This window comes from Sulfitobacter sp. EhC04 (assembly GCF_001650875.1).
In the GTDB taxonomy this organism is placed as follows: Bacteria; Pseudomonadota; Alphaproteobacteria; order Rhodobacterales; family Rhodobacteraceae; genus Sulfitobacter.
Window position 1 is genome coordinate 14444 of record NZ_LXYI01000049.1, and the last position, 19736, is coordinate 34179.

Below are 19736 nucleotides of genomic sequence, written 5' to 3' on the forward strand. Positions count from 1 at the left end.
GCCTTTGGCAGGGGGGCGCATTGATGGCGTGGCATTTCGACCGCGAGGCGGGCCAAGGTCTGAAGCTGATCAGCCCGACGTTACTTTACGTGCTGGTGATGCTGGCGGCACCCCTGCTTATGGTCATCACCTTCAGCTTCTGGACGCAGGATTATCTGACCATCGACACCACGCCGACGTTTGCCAACTACCGCGAGGCATGGACGACACCGCTTTATCAGGTGCTGATGTGGCGCTCACTGAAAATTTCGGTGATTGTTACGGGCGTAACCGTCGTGCTGGCCTTTCCGATTGCCTATTACCTCTCGTTCCATGTGAAGAAACGAAAGGCGCTTTGGCTGTTCCTGATCACCGTGCCGTTCTGGACAAGCTACTTGCTGCGCGTGTTTCTTTGGAAGGTAATCCTGGGCTACAACGGCGTTTTCAACACCGCGTTTCTTGAACTGGGTCTTATTCAGGAACCACTGACCTTCATCCTCTACAACCTGAACGCCGTGGTGATAACCTTGGCACATGCTTGGGCACCATTCGCGATCCTGCCAATCTTTGTGGCGTTGGAAAAGATCGACCGCTCGCTGCTGGAGGCCGCGACGGACCTCGGTGACAGTCCGATGCGGCGGTTCTTTCGCATTACGCTGCCGCTGGCCATGCCGGGCATCGTCGCCGCGACCCTGATCGTATTGATCCCCACCGTCGGCGATTTCATCACGCCGCGGCTAGTGGGGGGCACCGATGGGCTGATGATCTCAAACATGATCCAAATTCAATTTGGCAAGGCGAACAATGCACCGCTGGGGGCCGCGCTCGCCGTGTCGTCGATGGTGGTGATTGGACTGATCAGCGCGGGCATCTTTCTGGTCGGCAAGAAACTGGGGGGGCGCGTGCGATGAAATGGATATCTGTCAAATGGCTGACGGTCTATGCCGTCGTCTACATGATCTTCCTCTACGCGCCGGTGATCCTGCTCCCGCTATTTGCCTTCAACACATCCACCATTATCGCCTTTCCGCTGTCGGGTTTCACAACAGAATGGTTCGTGGGTCTGTGGTACACCGACACGCTGCACACGGCGCTTGGCAATTCGATGATTGTCGGGGTGACTACGGCCCTGGTCAGCACCCTGCTGGGTGCCTTCGCCGCGCGCGCCTCCGCCCGCTTTGCCTTTCCGGGCAAGACGGGGATTGTGGGGCTGATCATGCTGCCGCTGGTCCTGCCAGAAATCATCGTGGCCGTGGCGCTGCTGGTGATGCTGAACCAACTGGGCATGCCGCTGTCACTCTGGACGGTGGTGGGCGGGCATGTGCTGATCTGCACGCCCTTTTCTATCGCGATCCTCAGTTCTGCCTACCGCGGGCTGGACCGGGAGCTCGAGGAAGCATCGTTTGACCTTGGGGAGTCCCGCTGGGGCACCTTCCGGCGCGTGACACTGCCGCTGGTGCTGCCGGGCGTAATCTCCAGCCTGCTTATCACATTCACGATATCGCTGGATGAATTCATTATCGCCTTTTTCCTGACCGGCACAGACGTCACCCTGCCCGTCTACATCTGGAGCCAACTGCGCTTTCCGGCCAAACTGCCGTCGGTCATGGCCCTTGGAACGATCCTGCTGGCGGTGTCGGTGCTGTTGCTCATTTTGGCAGAGGCTTTGCGCCGTCGCAGCGCCGCCCGGCAGGGTGTCGATACAACGCTGGCAGGGGTATGACAGATGACCCGAAAGGATGACATGAACGACAGCATCAAGCCGATGATCGAGATCCGCGATGTGATCAAGAAATTCGGCACATTTACCGCCCTGCACGGCATCACCGCCGACATACGCGAAGGCGAGTTCTTTTCCCTTCTCGGTCCCTCGGGCTGTGGCAAAACGACCCTGCTGCGCGCCATCGCGGGGTTCGAACCGCCGACCAGCGGCACCGTCGCCATCGCGGGCAAGGACATGGCGGGCATCCCCGCCAACCGTCGCCCCACCAACATGGTGTTCCAAAGCTACGCAATCTTTCCCCATCTGAACGTGGAAGAGAACGTGGGCTACGGCCTCAAGACCCGCAAGATGCCCAAGGCTGAAATCGCCAGGGAAGTGGCCGAAGTGCTGAGCCTCGTGGACATGAAAAACTACGGCAAACGCAAGGCGCACGAACTTTCCGGCGGACAGCGGCAGCGCGTGGCCCTGGCGCGTGCGCTGGTGATGCGGCCCAAGGTAATACTGCTGGACGAACCGCTTTCCGCGCTCGACAAGAAGCTGCGTGACCAGATGCAGATGGAACTGCGCAGCCTGCAACGGTCCATCGGCATCACCTTCATCCTGGTGACCCACGATCAGGAAGAGGCGCTTATCATGTCTGACCGCATCGCGGTGATGTTCGACGGGCAGATCGAACAACTCGATACGCCCGAAGGGCTCTACCGCCACCCTGTGAACAAGCGCGTTGCCTCGTTTATCGGGGTGATGAATTTCCTGCCCGCGCGCGTGACGGCGCTGAGCGACACGCACCTGACCCTGGGCATCGCCGCCTTGGGCGAGGCGCAGGTCCCGCGCGACAGGCTGGGCAAAGACGTAAACCCCGACAAAATCGACACCATCGGCGTGCGGCCCGAGATGCTGACCGTGCTGTTCGACCAGGACGAGCGGTCGCAGAACAAGGTGAAGGGCGAAGTCGTCGACACCGAATATTACGGCGACATGACCTATTACGAGGTGCGCCTGCCCGGTCACGACAAACCGCTCACGATTTCAATGCGCAATACCGCGGGGCGGTCCGTCGTGGCCCCCGGCAGCACAGTCTCAGTCGGCTGGGGTATCGAATCTATCGTCGTCTTCGGTGAGTGACCCAATGCCCATTCCCACGCTGAGACGTCACAAGGCAACGCCATGACCGACCTGAACTATGACACCCGCCACATCGCCCTGCTTGAGGCGCTCTGGGGCGACGGTTACCTTTCTCCCGGCGGGCCGGAGGAGGTCGCACGGGTCGTCAAACACGCCCCTGTTGCGGGCGCGCGGATGCTTGATATCGGCAGCGGATCGGGTGCCATCGCCATCGCGCTGGTACGCGAACACGGGGCCGCCCATGTTACAGGTGTCGACGTGGAACCCCCCGTTTGCGCTGCCGCGACGCGGCGGGTGGCGGCGGCGGGATTGACCCAGAACATTACGATCCAAGAAGTCACCCCCGGCCCCCTGCCATTTGAAGATGCCACGTTCGACGTGGTCTTTTCCAAAGACTCGATCATTCACATCCCCGACAAGGAAGCGTTGGCCGCCGATGTCTTTCGTATCCTCAAACCCGGTGGCTGGTTTACAGCCTCCGACTGGCTGATGTCTCACGATAACGCCCCTTCGCCCGAGATGGCCGCCTACATCGCGCTGGAGGACCTCGACTTCGCCATGGCCTCGCCCATGCGCTACCGCAGGGCGCTAAAAGATGCTGGGTTCGAGAACATCGTACTAACCAACCGCAACCGCTGGTATCTGGAAGTGGCAGGAGAAGAGCTTGCACGCCTGTCCGGGCCAGACCGCGGTGCTTGGGAAATGACCCATGGTGAGGACCTGATCGCGTCGTCGATCGAGACATGGGCGGCGATGATCAAGGTGCTGGAAACCGGTGAGCATTGCCCGCATCACCTGCTGGCGCAGAAACCACGCTAAGGCGCTGCTTGGCTCGTTTCACGCCGCAGACAAAAACCGCCGCAACCCTTCGGCCACGGCGGTTGATCATCTTGGTTTGACCGGCTTCAGAAGCCGGCTTTGATGTTCTCGAATTCAGCAATCATCTTTTCGCGCAGTTCAGACCCCGGAGGTGCCTGCCAAAGTGTATTTTCGCGCAGTGCCTCATTGCTATCAAGGCCCACTGACTTCAGCATCTCCTGATCCATCGTCGCCATCTCCGCTGCGTTGGAGTGGCCATAACCCCAGGCGGTCACGATGTAGTTTGCGGTCTTCGGCTCCAACCAGGCGTTGATGAAATCATAGAACTTGTCGTCCGATCCTTCGCCGTCCTTAAGCTTGACGTACCCACAGACCCAGCTCGATGCGCCCTCGTCCGTGTCGCGCTTCATTGCGATAGGCAGGCCCTCGGCCCCCAGCGTCGAAGACGTCTCGTTCCAAGCCCAGGCCAGTTCAACCTGACCCGATTGCATCAACTGCGCCAGCGACGAAGACGAATCCCAGTAGGACAGGACGTTCTGGTGTACCTTGCGGAGGAAATCAGAAGCGTTCTGAAAATCCTCATCGCTCGCCTGCGTCCAGTCCTGAACGCCGGTGGCAAGGAAGCCAAGCGCATAAGCATCGTCTACGCTATCCCCGATCGACACCTTGCCCGCCATCGATGGGTCGGCAAAGATTTGCAGGGATTTCACCTGATCCTCGGTCAGCTTCTCTGTGTTATAGGTGAGGGCGGTGTTGCCCCAATCCATCGGCACAAAGTAGTATTCGCCATCTTTCTGATAGGCCTCGATCTCGCGGAACTCCTCATTGAGGTCATCCCAGCGGTCGATCCTGGAGGGATCTAACGGCTCCAGCAGTCCCGCCTCCATCCATTTTGGCACCGACTGCGAACAGGGGTGTGCGACGTCGGCCTTGAACCCCGACCGCAGTTTCTGGAAAGCCTCCTCTTCGTCGCCGAAAAAGGCAAAGGTCGGCGCGGCACCATGTTTGTCATTATAGGCGGTGTAGAATTCCGGGTCTTCGTAACCTGCCCAGTCGAACACCGTCAGTTCAGAATCCTGCGCCATGGCCGCCGATGTCAGCAACGCAGCCACACCGGCGATCGTTGCGCCCTTCAGTCTAAGAGTAATCATCAGTTTCTCCCTGTTTTTATGTCGGCCCATCTGGCGAACATTCAGGCAGGCCCCTGCTCAAAAAGCTACGAGGGAAAGAGACATGACACAAGGTTTATTTGAGCGCTCAAATAATATTGAGGCAAAACGCCGGGGAAATTGGCTAAATCATGCGCGATCCATGCCATGATATCTTGTTCCATCCGCTCCAATTGGGACCTGTCACCGCCCCCAACCGATTTTTTGTCAGATGCCCCATTGCCACGGCATGGGCTGGCACTACCCCCGCAGCCTTGCGGCGATGCTGCGATCTTGCCGCCCCGAAACTTCAGTCTGAGGCCATCGCCGTCGATACTTCCTCAAGCGCCTCTTCCAGCAGATCGAACATCTCGTCGACCTGGGCCACGCTTATGATCAACGGCGGGGAAAACACCGCCATGTTGATCAAAGGCCGCACCAGTAGCCCGCGCTTGTCACAGGCCTCGTCCAGAAGCGCGCCCAATTTGCGTTCAACGGCGAGCGACGTGCCCGGCGTATCGGGGCGCCCCTGGATGCAGGCCAGCAGCCCCATACCCCGAACGTCACCCACAATGGGAAACCGCTCCAATGCGCGCAAGCGGCGCTGGAAATGAGGGGTGATCTCGCGCACATGTTCAAGGATGCGCTCCTCTTCCATTATCTCGATGTTCTTGAGCGCGGCAACACAGCAGACCGGATGGGCGGAATAGGTATAGCCGTTGGAAAACAATACATTTTCGTTCGGCCCTGTCATCCGCTCCATCACCGCGTCCGAGATGATGCAGGCCCCCAACGGCAGATAGCCGGACGTCAGCCCCTTGGCGCAGGTGATGATGTCAGGCACGATGCCAAACACCTCTTGAGAGGCGAACCAGTGGCCAAGCCTCCCGAACGCTGTCACAACTTCGTCCGAAATATAAAGAATGTCGTGTTTCTTGCACAGCCCATGGGTGCGCTGGTGATAGCCTTGGGGCGGGATAATCACCCCGCCTGAACACAGGATCGGTTCGGCGATAAAGGCACCTACGTTTTCCGGCCCCACCTCGGCAATCATATTCTCCAGATCCGCGACCTTGGCATCGCACCAGTCAGCGACACTCATGCCTTCCGGGCGGGTATATGGATTGACGTCAGGCAGGAACCGCACCAGCCGGTCCTCGACGTCAAAACGGCTCTTGTCGCGCTCCTTGCCGGTGACGGTGGAGGCAAGGTAGGTGGACCCGTGATAGCCCTTTTCCCGCGCGATCACGATCTTCTTGTTATGCCGCCCCATCGCGTTGTTCATGAAATGCATGGTGCGCAGCGCGGTGTCGACCGCCGTCGATCCACCGGTCGTAAAAAAGACGTTGTTCAGGTCACCCGGTGCCAGATCGGCAATCTTCTTGGCCAGCAGGGTCGAGGGATCGGTCGTTGTCGTCCAGGGCGATGTATAGGGCAGCCGCAGCACCTGATCGGCAATCGCCGTCGCCATTTCCTTGCGGCCATAGCCGATCTGCACGCACCACATACCCCCCGGCCCGTCGATGTAGCGCTTGCCATCGGCGTCCCAAAGATAGATACCCTCGGCGCGCTCGATTGGGTGATAATCGCTCTCCTGCCAGGCATCCATCGCGGCCCAGGGGTGCAGCTGGTGATTGCGGTCCCATTCGTTCAGCGTGTCCGCTGAGGGCCAGTTGGTCATATCGCGCGAGATGGTTGTCATGGTCTTCTCCTTGGTCATCAGAACGCGCCGGGCGGTGTCGCGCGGGCGCGCGCATTGATGAAAAATGGTTTAGTCTCGACGGTGACGGGCACCAGGCGGCGCTCCCAGCGGCCTTCCTGATTGACGTAGATTTCGGCCCATAGGTCATTGATCTTGCTGTCCCCGTAGGGCGCTTTCAACTCTGCCAGGGCGATATTGCGCTTGGTCGTGGGCGACCATACACCCGAGGTCACATGCCCCACCTCGCGTCGCTTCCGGTGATATATCAGCGCATCCTGCGCGGGCTTGAACCCGCCCAGATCAATCTTGACGAGGTGATAGCGCGCGCCCTTTTCCTGTTGTGCCAGCAGGGCGCGGCGGCCGTTGAAATGGCCCTTGTCAAAATGCACCATCCGGCCAAAGCCCAATTCGATCGGCGTGCGCCCCCGGTGCAAGCGCATCGCACCATGGGCAGGTTGAAAATCCATCCCCGCCGCCACAAACCCCGCTTCGATCCGCGCGATATGCAGCGCGTCAAAGCCGATTGCCCGCAGCCCCCAATGATCGCCCGCGTCCCAAAGCCTGTCCCAAAGCGGCAAGGCGTCGTTCCATGGCACCCAAAGTTCATAGCCCAGATCGCCAGTGAACCCGGTCCGCGAAATCCACAGGCCCGGTTCGACCTCGCGCCAGTCAAAGGGTTTCATATCCGCGACATCCAACCCCGCGTCCTTGAGAAGCGAATAAGACGTCGGCCCCTGTAGGGACAGCGCTGCAATACTGTCGCTTTCGTCGGTCACCTCAACGTCGAAACCATAGGCACCATCCAGCAGCCAGCTGAACATGCGTTCCTGACAACACAGACGGAAATCCCTGGCCGAAAAGCGGAACAGCGTGCCGTCGTCGATCAACATCCCTTCCTCATCACACCACATGACATAGCCCACGCGCCCATCACCGATCTTGGCCACGTCGCGGGTGACAACACGGTTGATCATCGCCTGCGCATCAGGGCCGGTGATGCGGTACTTGTGCATCGGCGAGATGTCGAAAAGCGTCGCTTGGTTGCGAATGGCAAAGTATTCAAACTCCGCCGTGTCGAGCACGGAAGGAGAGATGTAACCAGCCCAGTCCATCCAACCCTGCGCAAGGCTAAGCGGTGCCAGCCGGTCGTGGAACGGGCCGGGGATCAACCCGATGGCTACGGTTTTCGCGGCAGATTGGGTCATGTCGGTATCCCATCTTCCAAGAGGCAACGTGCGGCATTGCGCCCGGGCGATCCGGTCACGTCACCGCCCGGATGGGCTGATGCCCCGCAAAGGTAAAAGCCCCGCACCCCGAAGGCATAGCGCGACAGCCCGTTTACCGGACGGACCGTCAGCAACTGATCAATGCTCAACTCGCCGTGGTGCCAATGGCCGCCTGGCGCGCCCGTGCTGGCGGCGATATCATCGGGTGTCAGAAGACTGCTGTGCGTGATGATATCTGAGAGAGCCGGCATATAGATTGCCAGCGTGTCAGTGATCCGTCTGGTCAGCTTTGCCCGCGCTGCATCCGTCCAGCCGCCTTCGGGGTCAAACGGCACATAGCTCACAACCGCCGACAACACCTGCTGACCTTTGGTGCACAGCGACGGATCACTCAGCGACGGCAGCACGGCCTCGATCACTGGCGCATCAGAAGCACGGCCATATTTCACTGGGTTAAAGGCGCGCTCAACATATGTCGCAGAGGGTGCCACGATCAGTCGGCCGGCCTTTTGTGCATCACTCAGCCCCGGCAAGTCCGGCACAGCGCTCAGCACCAGGTTCAGCTTGGCCACCGTCCCTCTGGCCCGCATCTTGCGCAGGCGGCGTGTGGCCTCAATGTCGAAATGCTGCGCACCGGCAAGCTGCATCGTCAACGGTGCACCAATGCTCGACAGGACCGCGCCTGCGGCTAGTACCGTACCGTCTTGCAAGGTAACCCCGCGCACCCCGTCATCTTTTACCGTGATCGCAGAAACACCCGTGCCGTAGCGGATCGTCGCCCCAGCAGCGGTGGCCGCCGCCTCGAACGCGCCGAACCCGCCAATGGGCCAGGCCACCTCGCCCCCCTGCCCCATACGGTACATCAACGAAAACACCGACCCCGGAGCGCGCGGCCCACTAAACGCGCCGCGCACCGCATCGGCGGCCAACGCACCCGCAACGGGACCATCCGGCAAATCGTCGAGCAGCAAGTCATAGGCGTTCGACAGGATGACCCGCAGGAATTCCCGCATGTCCGCCTTGCCCATCCGCTTGAGGTTCAGTCCCAGCTTTGCCAGTCCGCCAAGGTCGCGCAGGCTGGCGAGGCTCGCCAACCCTTCCGCCAGCGACGGCGGCGGGGCATCGGAGAGCTGGCCCAACAGGGCGGCGAACCGCACCAACCGTGCGTGTAATGCAGTAAAAGCCTCCGCCTCCGGATGCGCGCTGCCATCCGCGTAACAAAGGGTACCGCCGGTCATTTCTACGTGCTTGCCGTCAGGGGACAGCGCAAGGGTAGGCAGCCTGCGCGTCTCGATATCAAGACCGATATCCTTTGCGACCGCCGGGCTGAGGTTGTAGAGCAGATGTGCAATGTCGGGCCCCCGCGCGCCTTCCGCAAAATCAACCATCCGCGCCATGCCGCCCGCCTGTTCGGCTCTCTCAACCACGCAGACCCGCTTGCCCTTGCGCGCCAGCATGGTGGCCGCTGTCAGCCCGTTATGTCCGGCCCCAATTACGATCACGTCAAAGCGTTCGGTCATGCCGCGAACCTCGGCATTGCGCGGCCCTTGCCCGCGCGGCGCAGAATTTCGCGCGCCGCGTTCGCTCCGGGTGCCGCCATGACACCCCCACCCGGATGACTGGACGACCCGACCATGAACAGCCCTTCGATGGGGGTTGAATAGTCCGAATAGCCCGGCACTGGCCGGTTAAAGAGCAATTGATCAAACGTCAGCTCGCCCTGAAAGATATTGCCTTCGGTCAGCCCGACCTCGTTCTCGATGTCGAGCGGTGTGCGTACCTCGGCATGAACGATCCGGTTGCGTATGTCCGGCATCGCCTGTTCAATCTTGTCGTAAACGCAATTGGCCAGCTCCGCCCGCTTGGCATCGGTCCAGTTCTGCCCGGACCGCAGGCCATCTACCTCAAGATCATAGGGGGCGTATTGCACGAAGACCGTCATCATATGCTTGCCCGGCGGTGCCATCGTCGGGTCGATCTGGCTGGGGATCAGCATGTCGAAATAGGGCTCGGCGGACCAGCGCCCTTCTTTCCAGTCGTCATACCCGCGTTCCAACTCGGCCAGCGATGTCGAACAATGCAGATCACCGCGCAGAAACGGCGCGCCCCTGGGGGCCGCAGGGAAATCAGGCAATCGGTCCAGCGCAATGTTCAGCTTGGCCGACGAGCCGCGAATTTTGAACCGATTGACAGCCCTGGTAAACTCCTCAGGCACATGGGCCGCATCGACATGGTGCTGGAACGTCCGCTTGACATCCATGTTGGACGCCACGATGGGCGCGTCGAAGGTATCGCCATTCTCCAGCGCCACGCCAACGATCTTGCCATCTTTCACCCGAAAGCTGTCGATCCCGGATCCGGTACGTATCTCGCCGCCCGCTTCCGCAAAGGCCATGCCAAGCGCCCTGGAGATTGACCCCATGCCGCCGCGCGCAAAACCCCAGGCGCCGATGGCACCATCCACGTCACCCATGTAGTGATGCAGCAGCACATAGGCCGTACCGGGCGAATAGACCCCTAAACCGGTGCCAATGATGCCCGAACCTGCAAGATGCGCCTTGATCAGGTCACTCTCGAAATGCTCATCAAGAAAATCACCGATGGACATGGTCCAGAAACGGATCGTTTCGCCCAGTTCCTTTGCCCCCAGCCCGTGCGCCTTCTTCACCAGAAACGCCAACTCTCCGAGGTCGCGGGGATGCAGCGATGTCGGGTCCGGTGCATTGCGCAGCAGAAAGGGCCGGATAAAACGGCACTGTCGCATCACCGTCTGCGAAAAGCGCCCGTAGGCGTCAACATCGCGGGGCTCATGGCGCGCGATCTCGCGCTCCAGCGCGTTGTGATCGGACATGTAGGCAAAATAATCATTGTCTTGGGTAAATGTCGCACCGCCCTCGTAGGGGATCACCTGCAAGCCAAAGCGCGGCAATTCGAGGTCGCGCACAATTTCGCGGCGCAGCAGCGAACAGACATACGAACAGTTGGAATAAGTCCAGCCATCATGCAGCGACCGGCTGACAGCCGCCCCACCGATCCAGTCGTTTTTCTCTACGATCAGCGTCTTCAGCCCGGCCTTGGCGAGATAGCAACCGGCTGTCAGTCCGTTGTGCCCTGCCCCGACGATGATCGCGTCATATTTTGCCACACTCATGCATCGCCTCCCTGATCCTTCGCCCAGTCTTAGCGAAGCAGCGGAATGTCGTAAAGTTTTTTGAGCGCTCAAATAAAAACAATTGGCATGACAACCTCGCCCGTCTGTGAAAAAACTACCGGACCCCGGTGGAGGAATGGGTTTGACCGACGAAAAGACCAAGAGCGCATCAAAGCCCCGCAAGGAGCGAAAGGACAATGCCGACATGCGGCGGCGGCAGTTGCTGGACGCGGCGCGACGTTCGGTAATCCAGCATGGGCTGGCCAAGACAACCCTCGCCACCGTCGCGGCAGAGGCGGGACTGTCGCAGGGCGTAGCGGTCTTTTACTTCAAATCCAAGAACGGGCTGCTGGCCGAAACCCTGCGTGCCCAATACCAGGCCTACGCCGACAATTGGCGTGCCGCGCTCGACAGTGCCGGTCCTGAGCCGTTCGACCGCCTGATGGCGCTGGTAGCGGCAGATTTCGCGACTGAGGTTTGTTCACCCGAAGCGCTGTCGCTCTGGTTCGCCTTCTGGGGAGAACAGAACTTTGTCCCGCAATACGCGGAAATCTGCCGCGAGTTTGACCAGGACCGCGGTGCCGTCATCCGCGACATCTGCCGTTCGCTGATGCCCGGTGCGGAGGAGGATCACGTTGCCCGCCTGGCCCAGTGGATAGACACGCTGACGGACGGCTTCTGGCAGAACCTGCACCTGCAACCCAAACGGATGACGCCCGCCGATTGCCTCGCCTCGACCCGCGCGATGATCGCGGCGCTGCTCTGACGATATTGTCGCCCGGCGTTGTCACGTTAACTCGTGAAGGGCTTTATTGCACAAATCGGGGCCTGAGCGCGCATTCCCTTTCCCCGGACAGACTTATCCTACGGGCTCTGTGACGGGTATGCCAAGGGCGGTGTAGCGGTTGAGCACCGCGATCCGGATCTGGAGCTCAGCAACCTGTCGGTCGAAGTCTCGGGCCATGAGGCCTTGGCCAAGGAGTTTGACGCAGTTCAACTTCCTCTCTGCGTGGCTTCGGCGGTGATACCCGGTCAACTTTCGCCACAAGGCACGTCCGAGATATTTACAGGCCCTCACAGCTTCGTTTCGCGCGATAGCACCCGCCGTGGTTTGCTTCCAAAGTTGGGCATTCTTGCGCGGCGGGATGACGGCAGCGGCACCTCGAGCGGCAATCACATTGTGACATCTGCGCGTGTAATAGGCCCTGACAGCGGTGACCGTGGCAATCTCTTGGTCGGGCGGGATCTGTTCCAGCAGGTCGGGCAACATAGGGGCGTCGCCGACGTTGCTTGTCGTGACGCCGATCGCGCGGATCTCCAGTGTTTCCTCGTCCATACCGAGATGCAGCTTGCGCCAAAGGCGCTTCTTTGACCCGCCATGCTTGCGGGCATTCCACTCTCCCTCGCCCTCGGCTTTGATCCCGGTCGCGTCGATCAGCAGGTGCAAAGGACCCGTTCCTCCGCGGTAAGGGATGGCGACGCTCAGGGTCTTCTGGCGGCAACACAGGGTGCTGAAGTCCGGCACTTTCCAGTCAAGCCCTGCCAACCGCAACAAGCTTTCGACGAACCCGGTCGTCTGGCGAAGGGGCTTGCCGAACAACACCGTCATCGTGAGACAAACTTGGACTGCCGCATCGCTGAACTCGCGCTGACGACCGCGTTTGCCGGTCACTGGCGCATGCCAATCCATCTCGGCATCAAACCAGATCGATAGCGAACCGCGCTGCTGCAGCGCCGTGTTGTACGAAGGCCAGTTCCTAGTCTTGTACGTCGTAGGGGACCAACTGCTCATGCAAGCCAGCTACCACGCTGGATTCAAACAGGGAATCCCTCACCCCATTTGTGCAACAAAGCCCTGTCAAGCGGGAAAAGGTGCGGTAGTGCTGCGGTCTCAATTGAGAATGAAGAATGACCTTCCGGAGAAAGTGGCTTCAACCAAATCTAGAACAGGAAATTATCCACTCCCAAATCGCTAATGTTGACATTTATTAATTCGATCGAGCTATCCGACCCAGTGTCGATGACAACATTCCAACGAACCTGATTTGCAGCAGCAATAACCTGTGTCCAATTTTGGAAAAGATCGACATTCGAAAAATCGATCCTTTCCTGATAGTTGCTCGCATCAAAATCAGCTATTCTATCATGTCCGTGTCCACCTCTAAATATGAAGCGATCACCATTAAAGCCTCCGAATAATAAATCGTCACCTTCGCCACCTTCGATGGTATCAAACCCGGCACCTGCGTATACTGTATCTGTACCGCTCCCACCATGAATTAAGTCATTACCTTGACCGCCGAAAACTCTATCGTTCCCATGCCCGCCCCAGATGTGGTCATCGCCATTTTCACCAAAGAGCCCATCGTTATCCAGGCCACCAACTATGTCATCGGCGCCAGTGCCCCCAAAAACTCGATCAAGCCCAGCACCCCCAATTAGAAGATCATTACCACCGCCACCGTATAGGTTATCCGCCTGGTTACCACCGTCGATAACGTCGTCACCCTCTCCGCCATCAAGGTGATCGAACCCAGCATCGCCAAAAATTGTATCACTGCCTCCTTCACCAAATACTCCATCGACGGAAAATCCGAAGTTTGAACCTGCGCTGATCCAGTCATTGCCTTCGCCACCATAAACACGATCAGCGGAAGCTCCGGCCCAAATTGAGTCACTTCCGGTTCCACCGAAAATTTGATCAAACCCGAACCAACCTAGTAGCACATCATTGCCATGACCTCCGGTCAATGAATCCGCTCCTCCACCACCATCAATCGTATCCGAACCATTTCCACCATTAACCGTGTCGAATCCATTGCCTCCAAACAGTAGATCGCCCCCTCGACCGCCATTTACTAGATCATTTCCTTGAGCGGCTGAGATCTGATCTGCTCCATCACCGCCATGAATCGTGTCGCGCCCCCAGCCCCCGAAAATGCGATTATCGTGGTCATCACCATTAATAACTTCAGAGGTGGCAGTTCCTCGAATGCCACCTGGCGAAGTATCCATATAACTCAAAGGCATGTTAACCCTTGACGGCGGAGTTGGAGCTGCATCCAGGAAGATGGTTGGCGCTATTGTTTGCGGCTCAGGTGGCATTTCACCCGGGACATCCTCGAATACTGGAGGGCTGATTGGAGTATCGCTCGGATTTCCAAAGAAGATGAAGTTCTCCACTGTCAAATTGCTTGAGTTTAGGGCGTTTCCATCCCTAGTGCGAATTTCAAAGGTCTCGGCTCCAAATTCTAAGGTCGCACCCCAACTCCTAGAAATGATTTGTACTCCGGCAAGGCCACTTAAGAATTCAAAATTAGAAAGGTCGATTACATCGATACCTAACTCGAAGTCTGAAATAACATCAACGGAGCTGTCATGATCAAATCGAAAGGTGTCGATCCCATCACCCCCCTCAAGTGTGTCTTCGCCAGCGCCATCAACTAGAAGGTCATCACCATCCCCTCCAACAATGGAATCATGACCGATATCACCCCGTAAGACATCATTACCTTGAAATCCAAAGAGACTGTCGTTTCCGCCACTTCCATAGATTGTATCATCTCCACCCCAACCAGACAGAAAGTCATTGCCACGACCGCCGTCAACAAAGTCCGAATGCGCTCCTGCAACGATATGGTCGTTTCCATCGCCGCCAAAAATTGTATCCTCGCCCCTTCCCGTTCGGATTGTGTCATCACCATCTAAACCATGAATCACTTGCGAGCCATGGTCCTCAATAATTCTATCTGATCGATTGGATCCAGTTATAGTGCCAGCCGTTGGAATTTGATAGACCAATTCAATAACTTCATATGGGTTAAGTGTGAAGTTAAACACACCGAATGGATTCCCATTTAAAACGTCCAATTGTGTTATTTGGGCCTGCGCGTCATGTTCGTTGAAATAATATACTTCACCATTGATGATTGTTGAGTTTGGTGCAGTCCACCCCTGCTCCATAGGATTCCAATGCCGTCCATCTGCGGTGGCCGGATCATAACCTACCAACGTTGCAGACGACAGCGAAGCGCCATGCCCGAAATTACCGAGGCTAAACGAAACGTCTTCAATATTCTCGGACCTTGATGTGACATAAACTACAAATGTACTATCGTCTGAATAGACGTACGATTGGACAGAGGAGTTTTCTCCACTGAATCCAGTGGCCAATGCCTCCATGCCAACTAGTCGGGATGACATCATATCAAAAATCGCCCCGCCAACTGTATTCACCACGATATCGGTTTCCGGGTCCACGATGGTCACATTTGAACCGGCCAAGTCGTTTGTTGTATTATGCCGTGGAGGCCAAACATATGCTGTGTCAACGCCCAACTCTATCATAAACTGGAATTGTGCGATAAGCGCGGATGCGGCCCGCATTCCCAGATTATAGAGGTTTCCGTTGTTTATATTCCATTCCGTAATATTTAGACTTAGTTCATGATTAAAATGGCTCTGCCAGATGGAATAATCGAGCCCAATCATATTGTCAGCGTCTGATAGATCCCCCAAGTACTGGTTGCTCTGTCGGAAGTAGTAGTGTTCCACAGCCCCGTCTATGAGTAATTGTGCTTCTGGAGAGAGTGCATCCAAGATAGCTTCATTTGCCATTATTGTGCGAGTGATCCAACCCTCGTCAATATTACGAAAGTCGGATGCAATTCCGCCTGCGTATCCCATCTGAACCCAAATATCGATATTGGTGTTTGCCTCTTGTAAAGCATCACCAATAGCAATCGTCGCTTCATTTGCAATTTCGCCATAAGCGGTTTCTCCTTGCTCCTGCCAGTACTCATTGCCTATCTCAAATGCCAATATATTATCGCCATAATCTGCCAGGAGTAGTCGTGTAAATTCACGCAACTCATCCTCTCCAGGATATCCAGCAAAAGTTGGAATGACTACAACTACTTCGTGGCCATTCTCCTGCGCCCAGTTCATGTAATTGATTAAGTGGGCCGGTAGCGCTCCTTCAATGACCATCCCATCAACATATCGCTCGTCTGGTTCACCAGCTGGGTACCGAATAGATGTTACACCGAGCTCACCAATAGCTTCGGCATACTCACTATCTGGAATTCCTGACGGTGCATGGAGGGTTCCAATCAGATTTCCACCGAAATGATCTTGACTGACAGTTTCACCAGTTTGGACAATTGTTTCTAAGGTAAGACTTCTCATTGATGGCACTCCGTTGATTGCCATTCTTGATCAGCCACGTTCTAAATTCTTGCAATTATATCGGCTATACATTTTTCCACGACTTAACCGCACTAAAACTCCCGTTTCAATTTATCGTTATAAAAGCGCCCTACAATAGACATATTATGGATTTCATTTAGGAATTTCGGGTATTCTCTTCAGTTGTCATTAGCAATTTTGTCTTAGTTGTGATCTGACATTCAAATTTTTAGATATCTGTATGAATTTTTCCGACCCAATTTACGGTCCGGAGTTCTCAAGACTTTTTCAACGGGATTTCATAGACGTGCCGAGTTGGTAGCAGTTCGGCAAAAATTGAACGACTACTGACTGGTTCCGGTGGAGTCGGCGATGTGACTATCTAAGTATTGAATTACGATGTCTGCGGCGATGGCCCAGTTGGTGGGGATTTGTTGCACAAATGGGGTGAGGGTTGTTGTCACGTTAACGGGCCTGAGGTTTCTGGTGCATTGATCTGGGCGTAGGCGGTGTCGATGCAGGCATTGAATATCAGCTACAAGCGCCACCGGTTTCCGCCCCAGATCATTGCTCAAGTTGTCTGGCTCTACGCCCGGTTCAACTTGAGCCTGCGCGAGGTCGAGGATCTGATGCTGGAACGTGGCGTGGACGTCTCGTTCGAGACGTTCCGGCGCTGGACTTTCAAGTTCGGCCCGCTGATCGCCCACGTTCTACGGCGACGGCAGCCGCGCCCCGACGATGTCTGGCATCTGGACGAAGTCGTCGTGAAGATCGCGAGCCAGTCATACTGGCTCTGGCGCTCCGTCGACCAACACGGTGTCGTTCTTGAGGAAGTCCTTCAACCGAGGCGAGACAAGCGCGCCGCAAAGCAGCTTTTGATCAAGCTGATGAAACGTTGGAGCTCCCTGCCCAAAAGGATCATTACGGACAAATTGCGATCCTATGGTGCCGCAAAACGCGAGGTCGCGCCCGGCCTTGATCATTGGTCCCACAAGGGGCTCAATAACCGTGCAGAACACAGCCATCTCCCTTTTCGAAAACGAGAGCGGGTGATGCAGGGTTTCCAATCGCCGGGTAGTTTACAACGCTTCGTCTCGATACAATCTGCAACCCGTAATTTCTTCTCCGTACCAGCCCACCGTCGTTCCGCTCTCACCAACCGCTACCATCGGCTAGAAGCATTCGAGGCGTGGAAATCTGCGGCAAACGTCGCTTAATCAACGATCGGCATGCCAACTTGCAAACTCGGCGAGTTAACGTGACAACACCCCCTCACCCTTTATCGCCGGACTGCGCATTGACGGACTGGCCGCACCCTGGGTGCTGGTCGGCCCCATGAACCGCGCTGCGTTTGACGCCTATATCGAGACACAACTGGCCCCGACATTACAACCCGGCGACGTCGTGATCGCCTATAACCTGTCGTCTCACAAATCCGCATACGCCCAGAACGTGCTGAAGGCGCAAGGCAATTGGATGCTGTTTCTTCCGCCCTACAGCCCGGACCTCAATCCGATTGAAATGGCCTATTCCAAGCTCAAAGCACACCTACGACGGCTCAAAGCACGCACCTTCGACGCATTGTTTCAGTCTGTCGCGCAAACCTGTGAACTGTTCCCACCAGAAGAATGTCGGAACATCTTCATAGCTGCCCGATATGTTGCAGATTAAATGGATGATGCTCTAGATATGCAGTTTCTAGCCAATAAATTTACTGAAAATTTACTAAAACCGTGATCACTTCAGAAACCTCCTAAGGAGTACAACCATGATCCATCAAAAACCCCAGACTTTTGGCAGCTTTGAAAATTACTACCGAGAAGAAATGCTCAACAAGTTGTCGAAAGCGCTTACGGAATTGCGAGGCTGCCTCAGTGTAAAGGCCAGGAAACATGTTAGAGAATCGCTAGTTAGAATTGAAGATATTCTTTCCATCTCATCGTCAACCCAACCGACTGATCGGCAAGAATACCCAATCAAGTACCGTTCAACGGATACCGATCCAGAACTGACGTCTTATTTTGAAATATGGAAAGCACTATTATACTTCCTTAATGAAGTGAATATGAACGGTTTTAGGTATGCCGATGAATCAATAGAGATAATCAGAATATATCAACTCTTTGACTTGATGAGCATAAGCATTGCCACAGCTAGGCCAGAACGCTTAGAGGATTCAATCGTTCTTATGGAGTGGAGCATTCTAGCGAGAGATCATGGATATAAGCATTCGCTATTGGAAACAGCGAGCTTGAAGTCGTTAAATTATTGGAAAGGCTTTGTTGCAGAACAGCGGTTGGAAATGTGATGGCCCTTGCCCGGTTTTGTTGCACAAATCGGGGCCTGAGCGCGCTTTCCCTTTCCCCGGACAGACTTATCCTACGGGCTCTGTGACGGGTATGCCAAGGGCGGTGTAGCGGTTGAGCACCGCGATCCGGATCTGAAGCTCAGCGGGTGTTGTCACGTTAACGGGCCTGAGGTTGCCGTTGCATTGATCTGGGCGTAAGCGGTGTCGATGCAGGCATTGAAAATCAGCTACAAGCGCCACCGGTTTTCACCTCAGATCATTGCTCATGTTGTCTGGCTCTACGCCCGGTTCAACTTGAGCCTGCGCGAGGTCGAGGAGCTGATGCTGGAACGGGTATTGTCGCAAAGTTTAGGATTTGGGTTGCATTGCCGAGCGTGATGATCCAGACCCCACTCTTTCCCGATATCAGGTTAGGATGGACGAGTTGATCAATTTCAAAGGCGCACAGTACCCGAAATCGGTGATCCTGTACGCCGTTTATTTCTACGTTCGCTTTCCCGTTTCGTATCGCGACCTTGAGGAGGCCATGGCCGAACGTGGCTTCGATCTCGATCATGCAACACTCAATCGCTGGGTCGGGAGATATGCGAGCGCAATTGCCGAACAGGCACATCATCGAAAGGCCTCAAAGGGGCGTTCGTGGCGGATGGACGAAACTTATGTGAAGGTCAAAGGCCAGTGGACTTATCTGTACCGTGCGATCGACAAGGACGGCAAAACCCTAGATTTCATGCTGTCGGAGCGCCGCGACGAAGCTGCGGCAACTGCGTTCTTCGTGAAAGCCGTCGGCAATAACGGCTGGCCAGACAAGGTCGTGATCGACAAAAGTGGATCGAATACAGCTGGTCTGTTCAACATGAATTGTCTGCTCGTCATGTGCGGCTGGTGTTGGTTGATCACCGTCCGGCGAAAGAAATATCTGAACAATATTATTGAGCACGACCACCGCTTCATCAAGAAGCTCACCCGCCCAATGCAAACCTTCAATTCGATCAACTCAGCTTCCGCAACGCTCGCCGGGATTGAAGTCGCGCATATGATCCGGAAAGGTCAATTTCGCCAGGCAGGCCAATCCGGATTCGCGCAATTCGCCGCATTCGCTGGATAAGTGTGTCCAACGGCGGGGCTAACTTCGGATCAGCGAAAGCTTTGCGACACTGCAGGCCCAACTAAGCGACACGCCCCCTCTTACATTACAGCCTGCCTTCAGCAAGCTGAGCGGCACAAAGCGCATCAAATTAAACCGTTGGGCAAAAAAGCTCCGCGACATTAGCCTCCGAAACATGCAGGAAGGCATCCAGAACGGGTTTTTCCACGCCGCACTGACAGAACATACTCCTGAGATCGTGGCTGGATATTTTCTGGGTA

At 56.3% G+C, this 19736-nt stretch carries 15 protein-coding genes and 2 pseudogenes; 10 read left to right on the plus strand and 7 right to left on the minus strand.

The window, feature by feature from the left end; all coding sequences use genetic code 11:
• Nucleotides 1-23: 23 nt before the first annotated feature.
• The 4 genes from A8B82_RS19295 to A8B82_RS19310 are packed head-to-tail and all read left to right on the plus strand — an operon-like array spanning nucleotide 24 to nucleotide 3646.
• Nucleotides 24-890, plus strand: coding sequence for an ABC transporter permease (locus A8B82_RS19295; RefSeq protein ID WP_067296217.1), 867 nt, complete (start codon nucleotides 24-26; stop codon nucleotides 888-890).
• Nucleotides 887-1702, plus strand: coding sequence for an ABC transporter permease (locus A8B82_RS19300; RefSeq protein ID WP_067296220.1), 816 nt, complete (start codon nucleotides 887-889; stop codon nucleotides 1700-1702). The genes A8B82_RS19295 and A8B82_RS19300 overlap by 4 nt, the downstream gene beginning before the upstream one ends.
• 21 nt (nucleotides 1703-1723) lie before the next feature.
• Nucleotides 1724-2827, plus strand: a complete 1104-nt coding sequence (locus tag A8B82_RS19305) for an ABC transporter ATP-binding protein (RefSeq protein WP_138069818.1) — start codon at nucleotides 1724-1726, stop codon at nucleotides 2825-2827.
• 42 nt (nucleotides 2828-2869) lie between these two features.
• On the plus strand, nucleotides 2870-3646 hold the full coding sequence (locus tag A8B82_RS19310; RefSeq protein ID WP_067296226.1) for a methyltransferase domain-containing protein: 777 nt from the start codon (nucleotides 2870-2872) through the stop codon (nucleotides 3644-3646).
• A gap of 86 nt (nucleotides 3647-3732) precedes the next feature.
• Here A8B82_RS19310 and A8B82_RS19315 read toward each other — a convergent pair whose 3' ends face one another.
• The 5 genes from A8B82_RS19315 to A8B82_RS19335 all read right to left on the minus strand — a co-directional run bounded on the left by A8B82_RS19315 (nucleotide 3733) and on the right by A8B82_RS19335 (nucleotide 10873).
• Nucleotides 3733-4797, minus strand: coding sequence for an extracellular solute-binding protein (locus A8B82_RS19315; RefSeq protein WP_082899387.1), 1065 nt, complete (start codon nucleotides 4795-4797; stop codon nucleotides 3733-3735).
• Nucleotides 4798-5104: 307 nt separating this feature from the next.
• A complete protein-coding gene (locus tag A8B82_RS19320; RefSeq protein WP_082899390.1) occupies nucleotides 5105-6496 on the minus strand; it encodes an aminotransferase in 1392 nt (463 codons plus the stop codon).
• Nucleotides 6497-6513: 17 nt separating this feature from the next.
• On the minus strand, nucleotides 6514-7701 hold the full coding sequence (locus A8B82_RS19325) for an aminomethyltransferase family protein (protein WP_067296235.1): 1188 nt from the start codon (nucleotides 7699-7701) through the stop codon (nucleotides 6514-6516).
• Nucleotides 7698-9242, minus strand: a complete 1545-nt coding sequence (locus A8B82_RS19330) for a phytoene desaturase family protein (protein WP_067296237.1) — start codon at nucleotides 9240-9242, stop codon at nucleotides 7698-7700. Before A8B82_RS19330 ends, A8B82_RS19325 begins: the two co-directional genes overlap by 4 nt.
• A complete protein-coding gene (locus A8B82_RS19335) occupies nucleotides 9239-10873 on the minus strand; it encodes a phytoene desaturase family protein (protein WP_067296240.1) in 1635 nt (544 codons plus the stop codon). Before A8B82_RS19335 ends, A8B82_RS19330 begins: the two co-directional genes overlap by 4 nt.
• A gap of 136 nt (nucleotides 10874-11009) precedes the next feature.
• On the opposite strand from A8B82_RS19335, the gene A8B82_RS19340 reads away from it, so the two are divergent.
• The gene (locus A8B82_RS19340) at nucleotides 11010-11639 is read left to right on the plus strand and encodes a TetR family transcriptional regulator C-terminal domain-containing protein (RefSeq protein WP_067296244.1); all 630 of its coding nucleotides are present in this window, start codon (nucleotides 11010-11012) and stop codon (nucleotides 11637-11639) included.
• Nucleotides 11640-11732: 93 nt separating this feature from the next.
• Here the strand turns inward: A8B82_RS19340 and A8B82_RS19345 are convergent, their stop codons facing one another.
• Together A8B82_RS19345 and A8B82_RS24035 are read right to left on the minus strand one after the other, a co-directional pair.
• A complete protein-coding gene (locus A8B82_RS19345; RefSeq protein WP_067296245.1) occupies nucleotides 11733-12665 on the minus strand; it encodes an IS5 family transposase in 933 nt (310 codons plus the stop codon).
• Nucleotides 12666-12814: 149 nt separating this feature from the next.
• On the minus strand, nucleotides 12815-16060 hold the full coding sequence (locus A8B82_RS24035; RefSeq protein ID WP_161489481.1) for a calcium-binding protein: 3246 nt from the start codon (nucleotides 16058-16060) through the stop codon (nucleotides 12815-12817).
• Nucleotides 16061-16575: 515 nt separating this feature from the next.
• On the opposite strand from A8B82_RS24035, the gene A8B82_RS19360 reads away from it, so the two are divergent.
• The 5 genes and pseudogenes from A8B82_RS19360 (at nucleotide 16576) to A8B82_RS19375 (ending at nucleotide 19476) form a co-directional block, all read left to right on the plus strand.
• Nucleotides 16576-17277: an IS6 family transposase gene (locus A8B82_RS19360; protein WP_067296251.1), complete on the plus strand. Its 702-nt coding sequence runs from the start codon at nucleotides 16576-16578 to the stop codon at nucleotides 17275-17277.
• A 61-nt stretch (nucleotides 17278-17338) separates the two neighbouring features.
• Nucleotides 17339-17731, plus strand: a pseudogene (locus tag A8B82_RS19365) (transposase); the annotation flags it as partial.
• Nucleotides 17732-17828: 97 nt separating this feature from the next.
• Nucleotides 17829-18368 (plus strand): hypothetical protein, encoded by a 540-nt coding sequence (locus tag A8B82_RS19370; RefSeq protein WP_067296257.1) that lies wholly within the window; start codon nucleotides 17829-17831, stop codon nucleotides 18366-18368.
• Between the two features lie 207 nt (nucleotides 18369-18575).
• Nucleotides 18576-18701, plus strand: a pseudogene (locus tag A8B82_RS24040) (IS6 family transposase); the annotation flags it as partial.
• An 82-nt stretch (nucleotides 18702-18783) separates the two neighbouring features.
• Entirely contained in the window at nucleotides 18784-19476 is a 693-nt protein-coding gene (locus A8B82_RS19375) for an IS6 family transposase (RefSeq protein WP_138069816.1), read from the plus strand.
• Nucleotides 19477-19736: the final 260 nt, after the last annotated feature.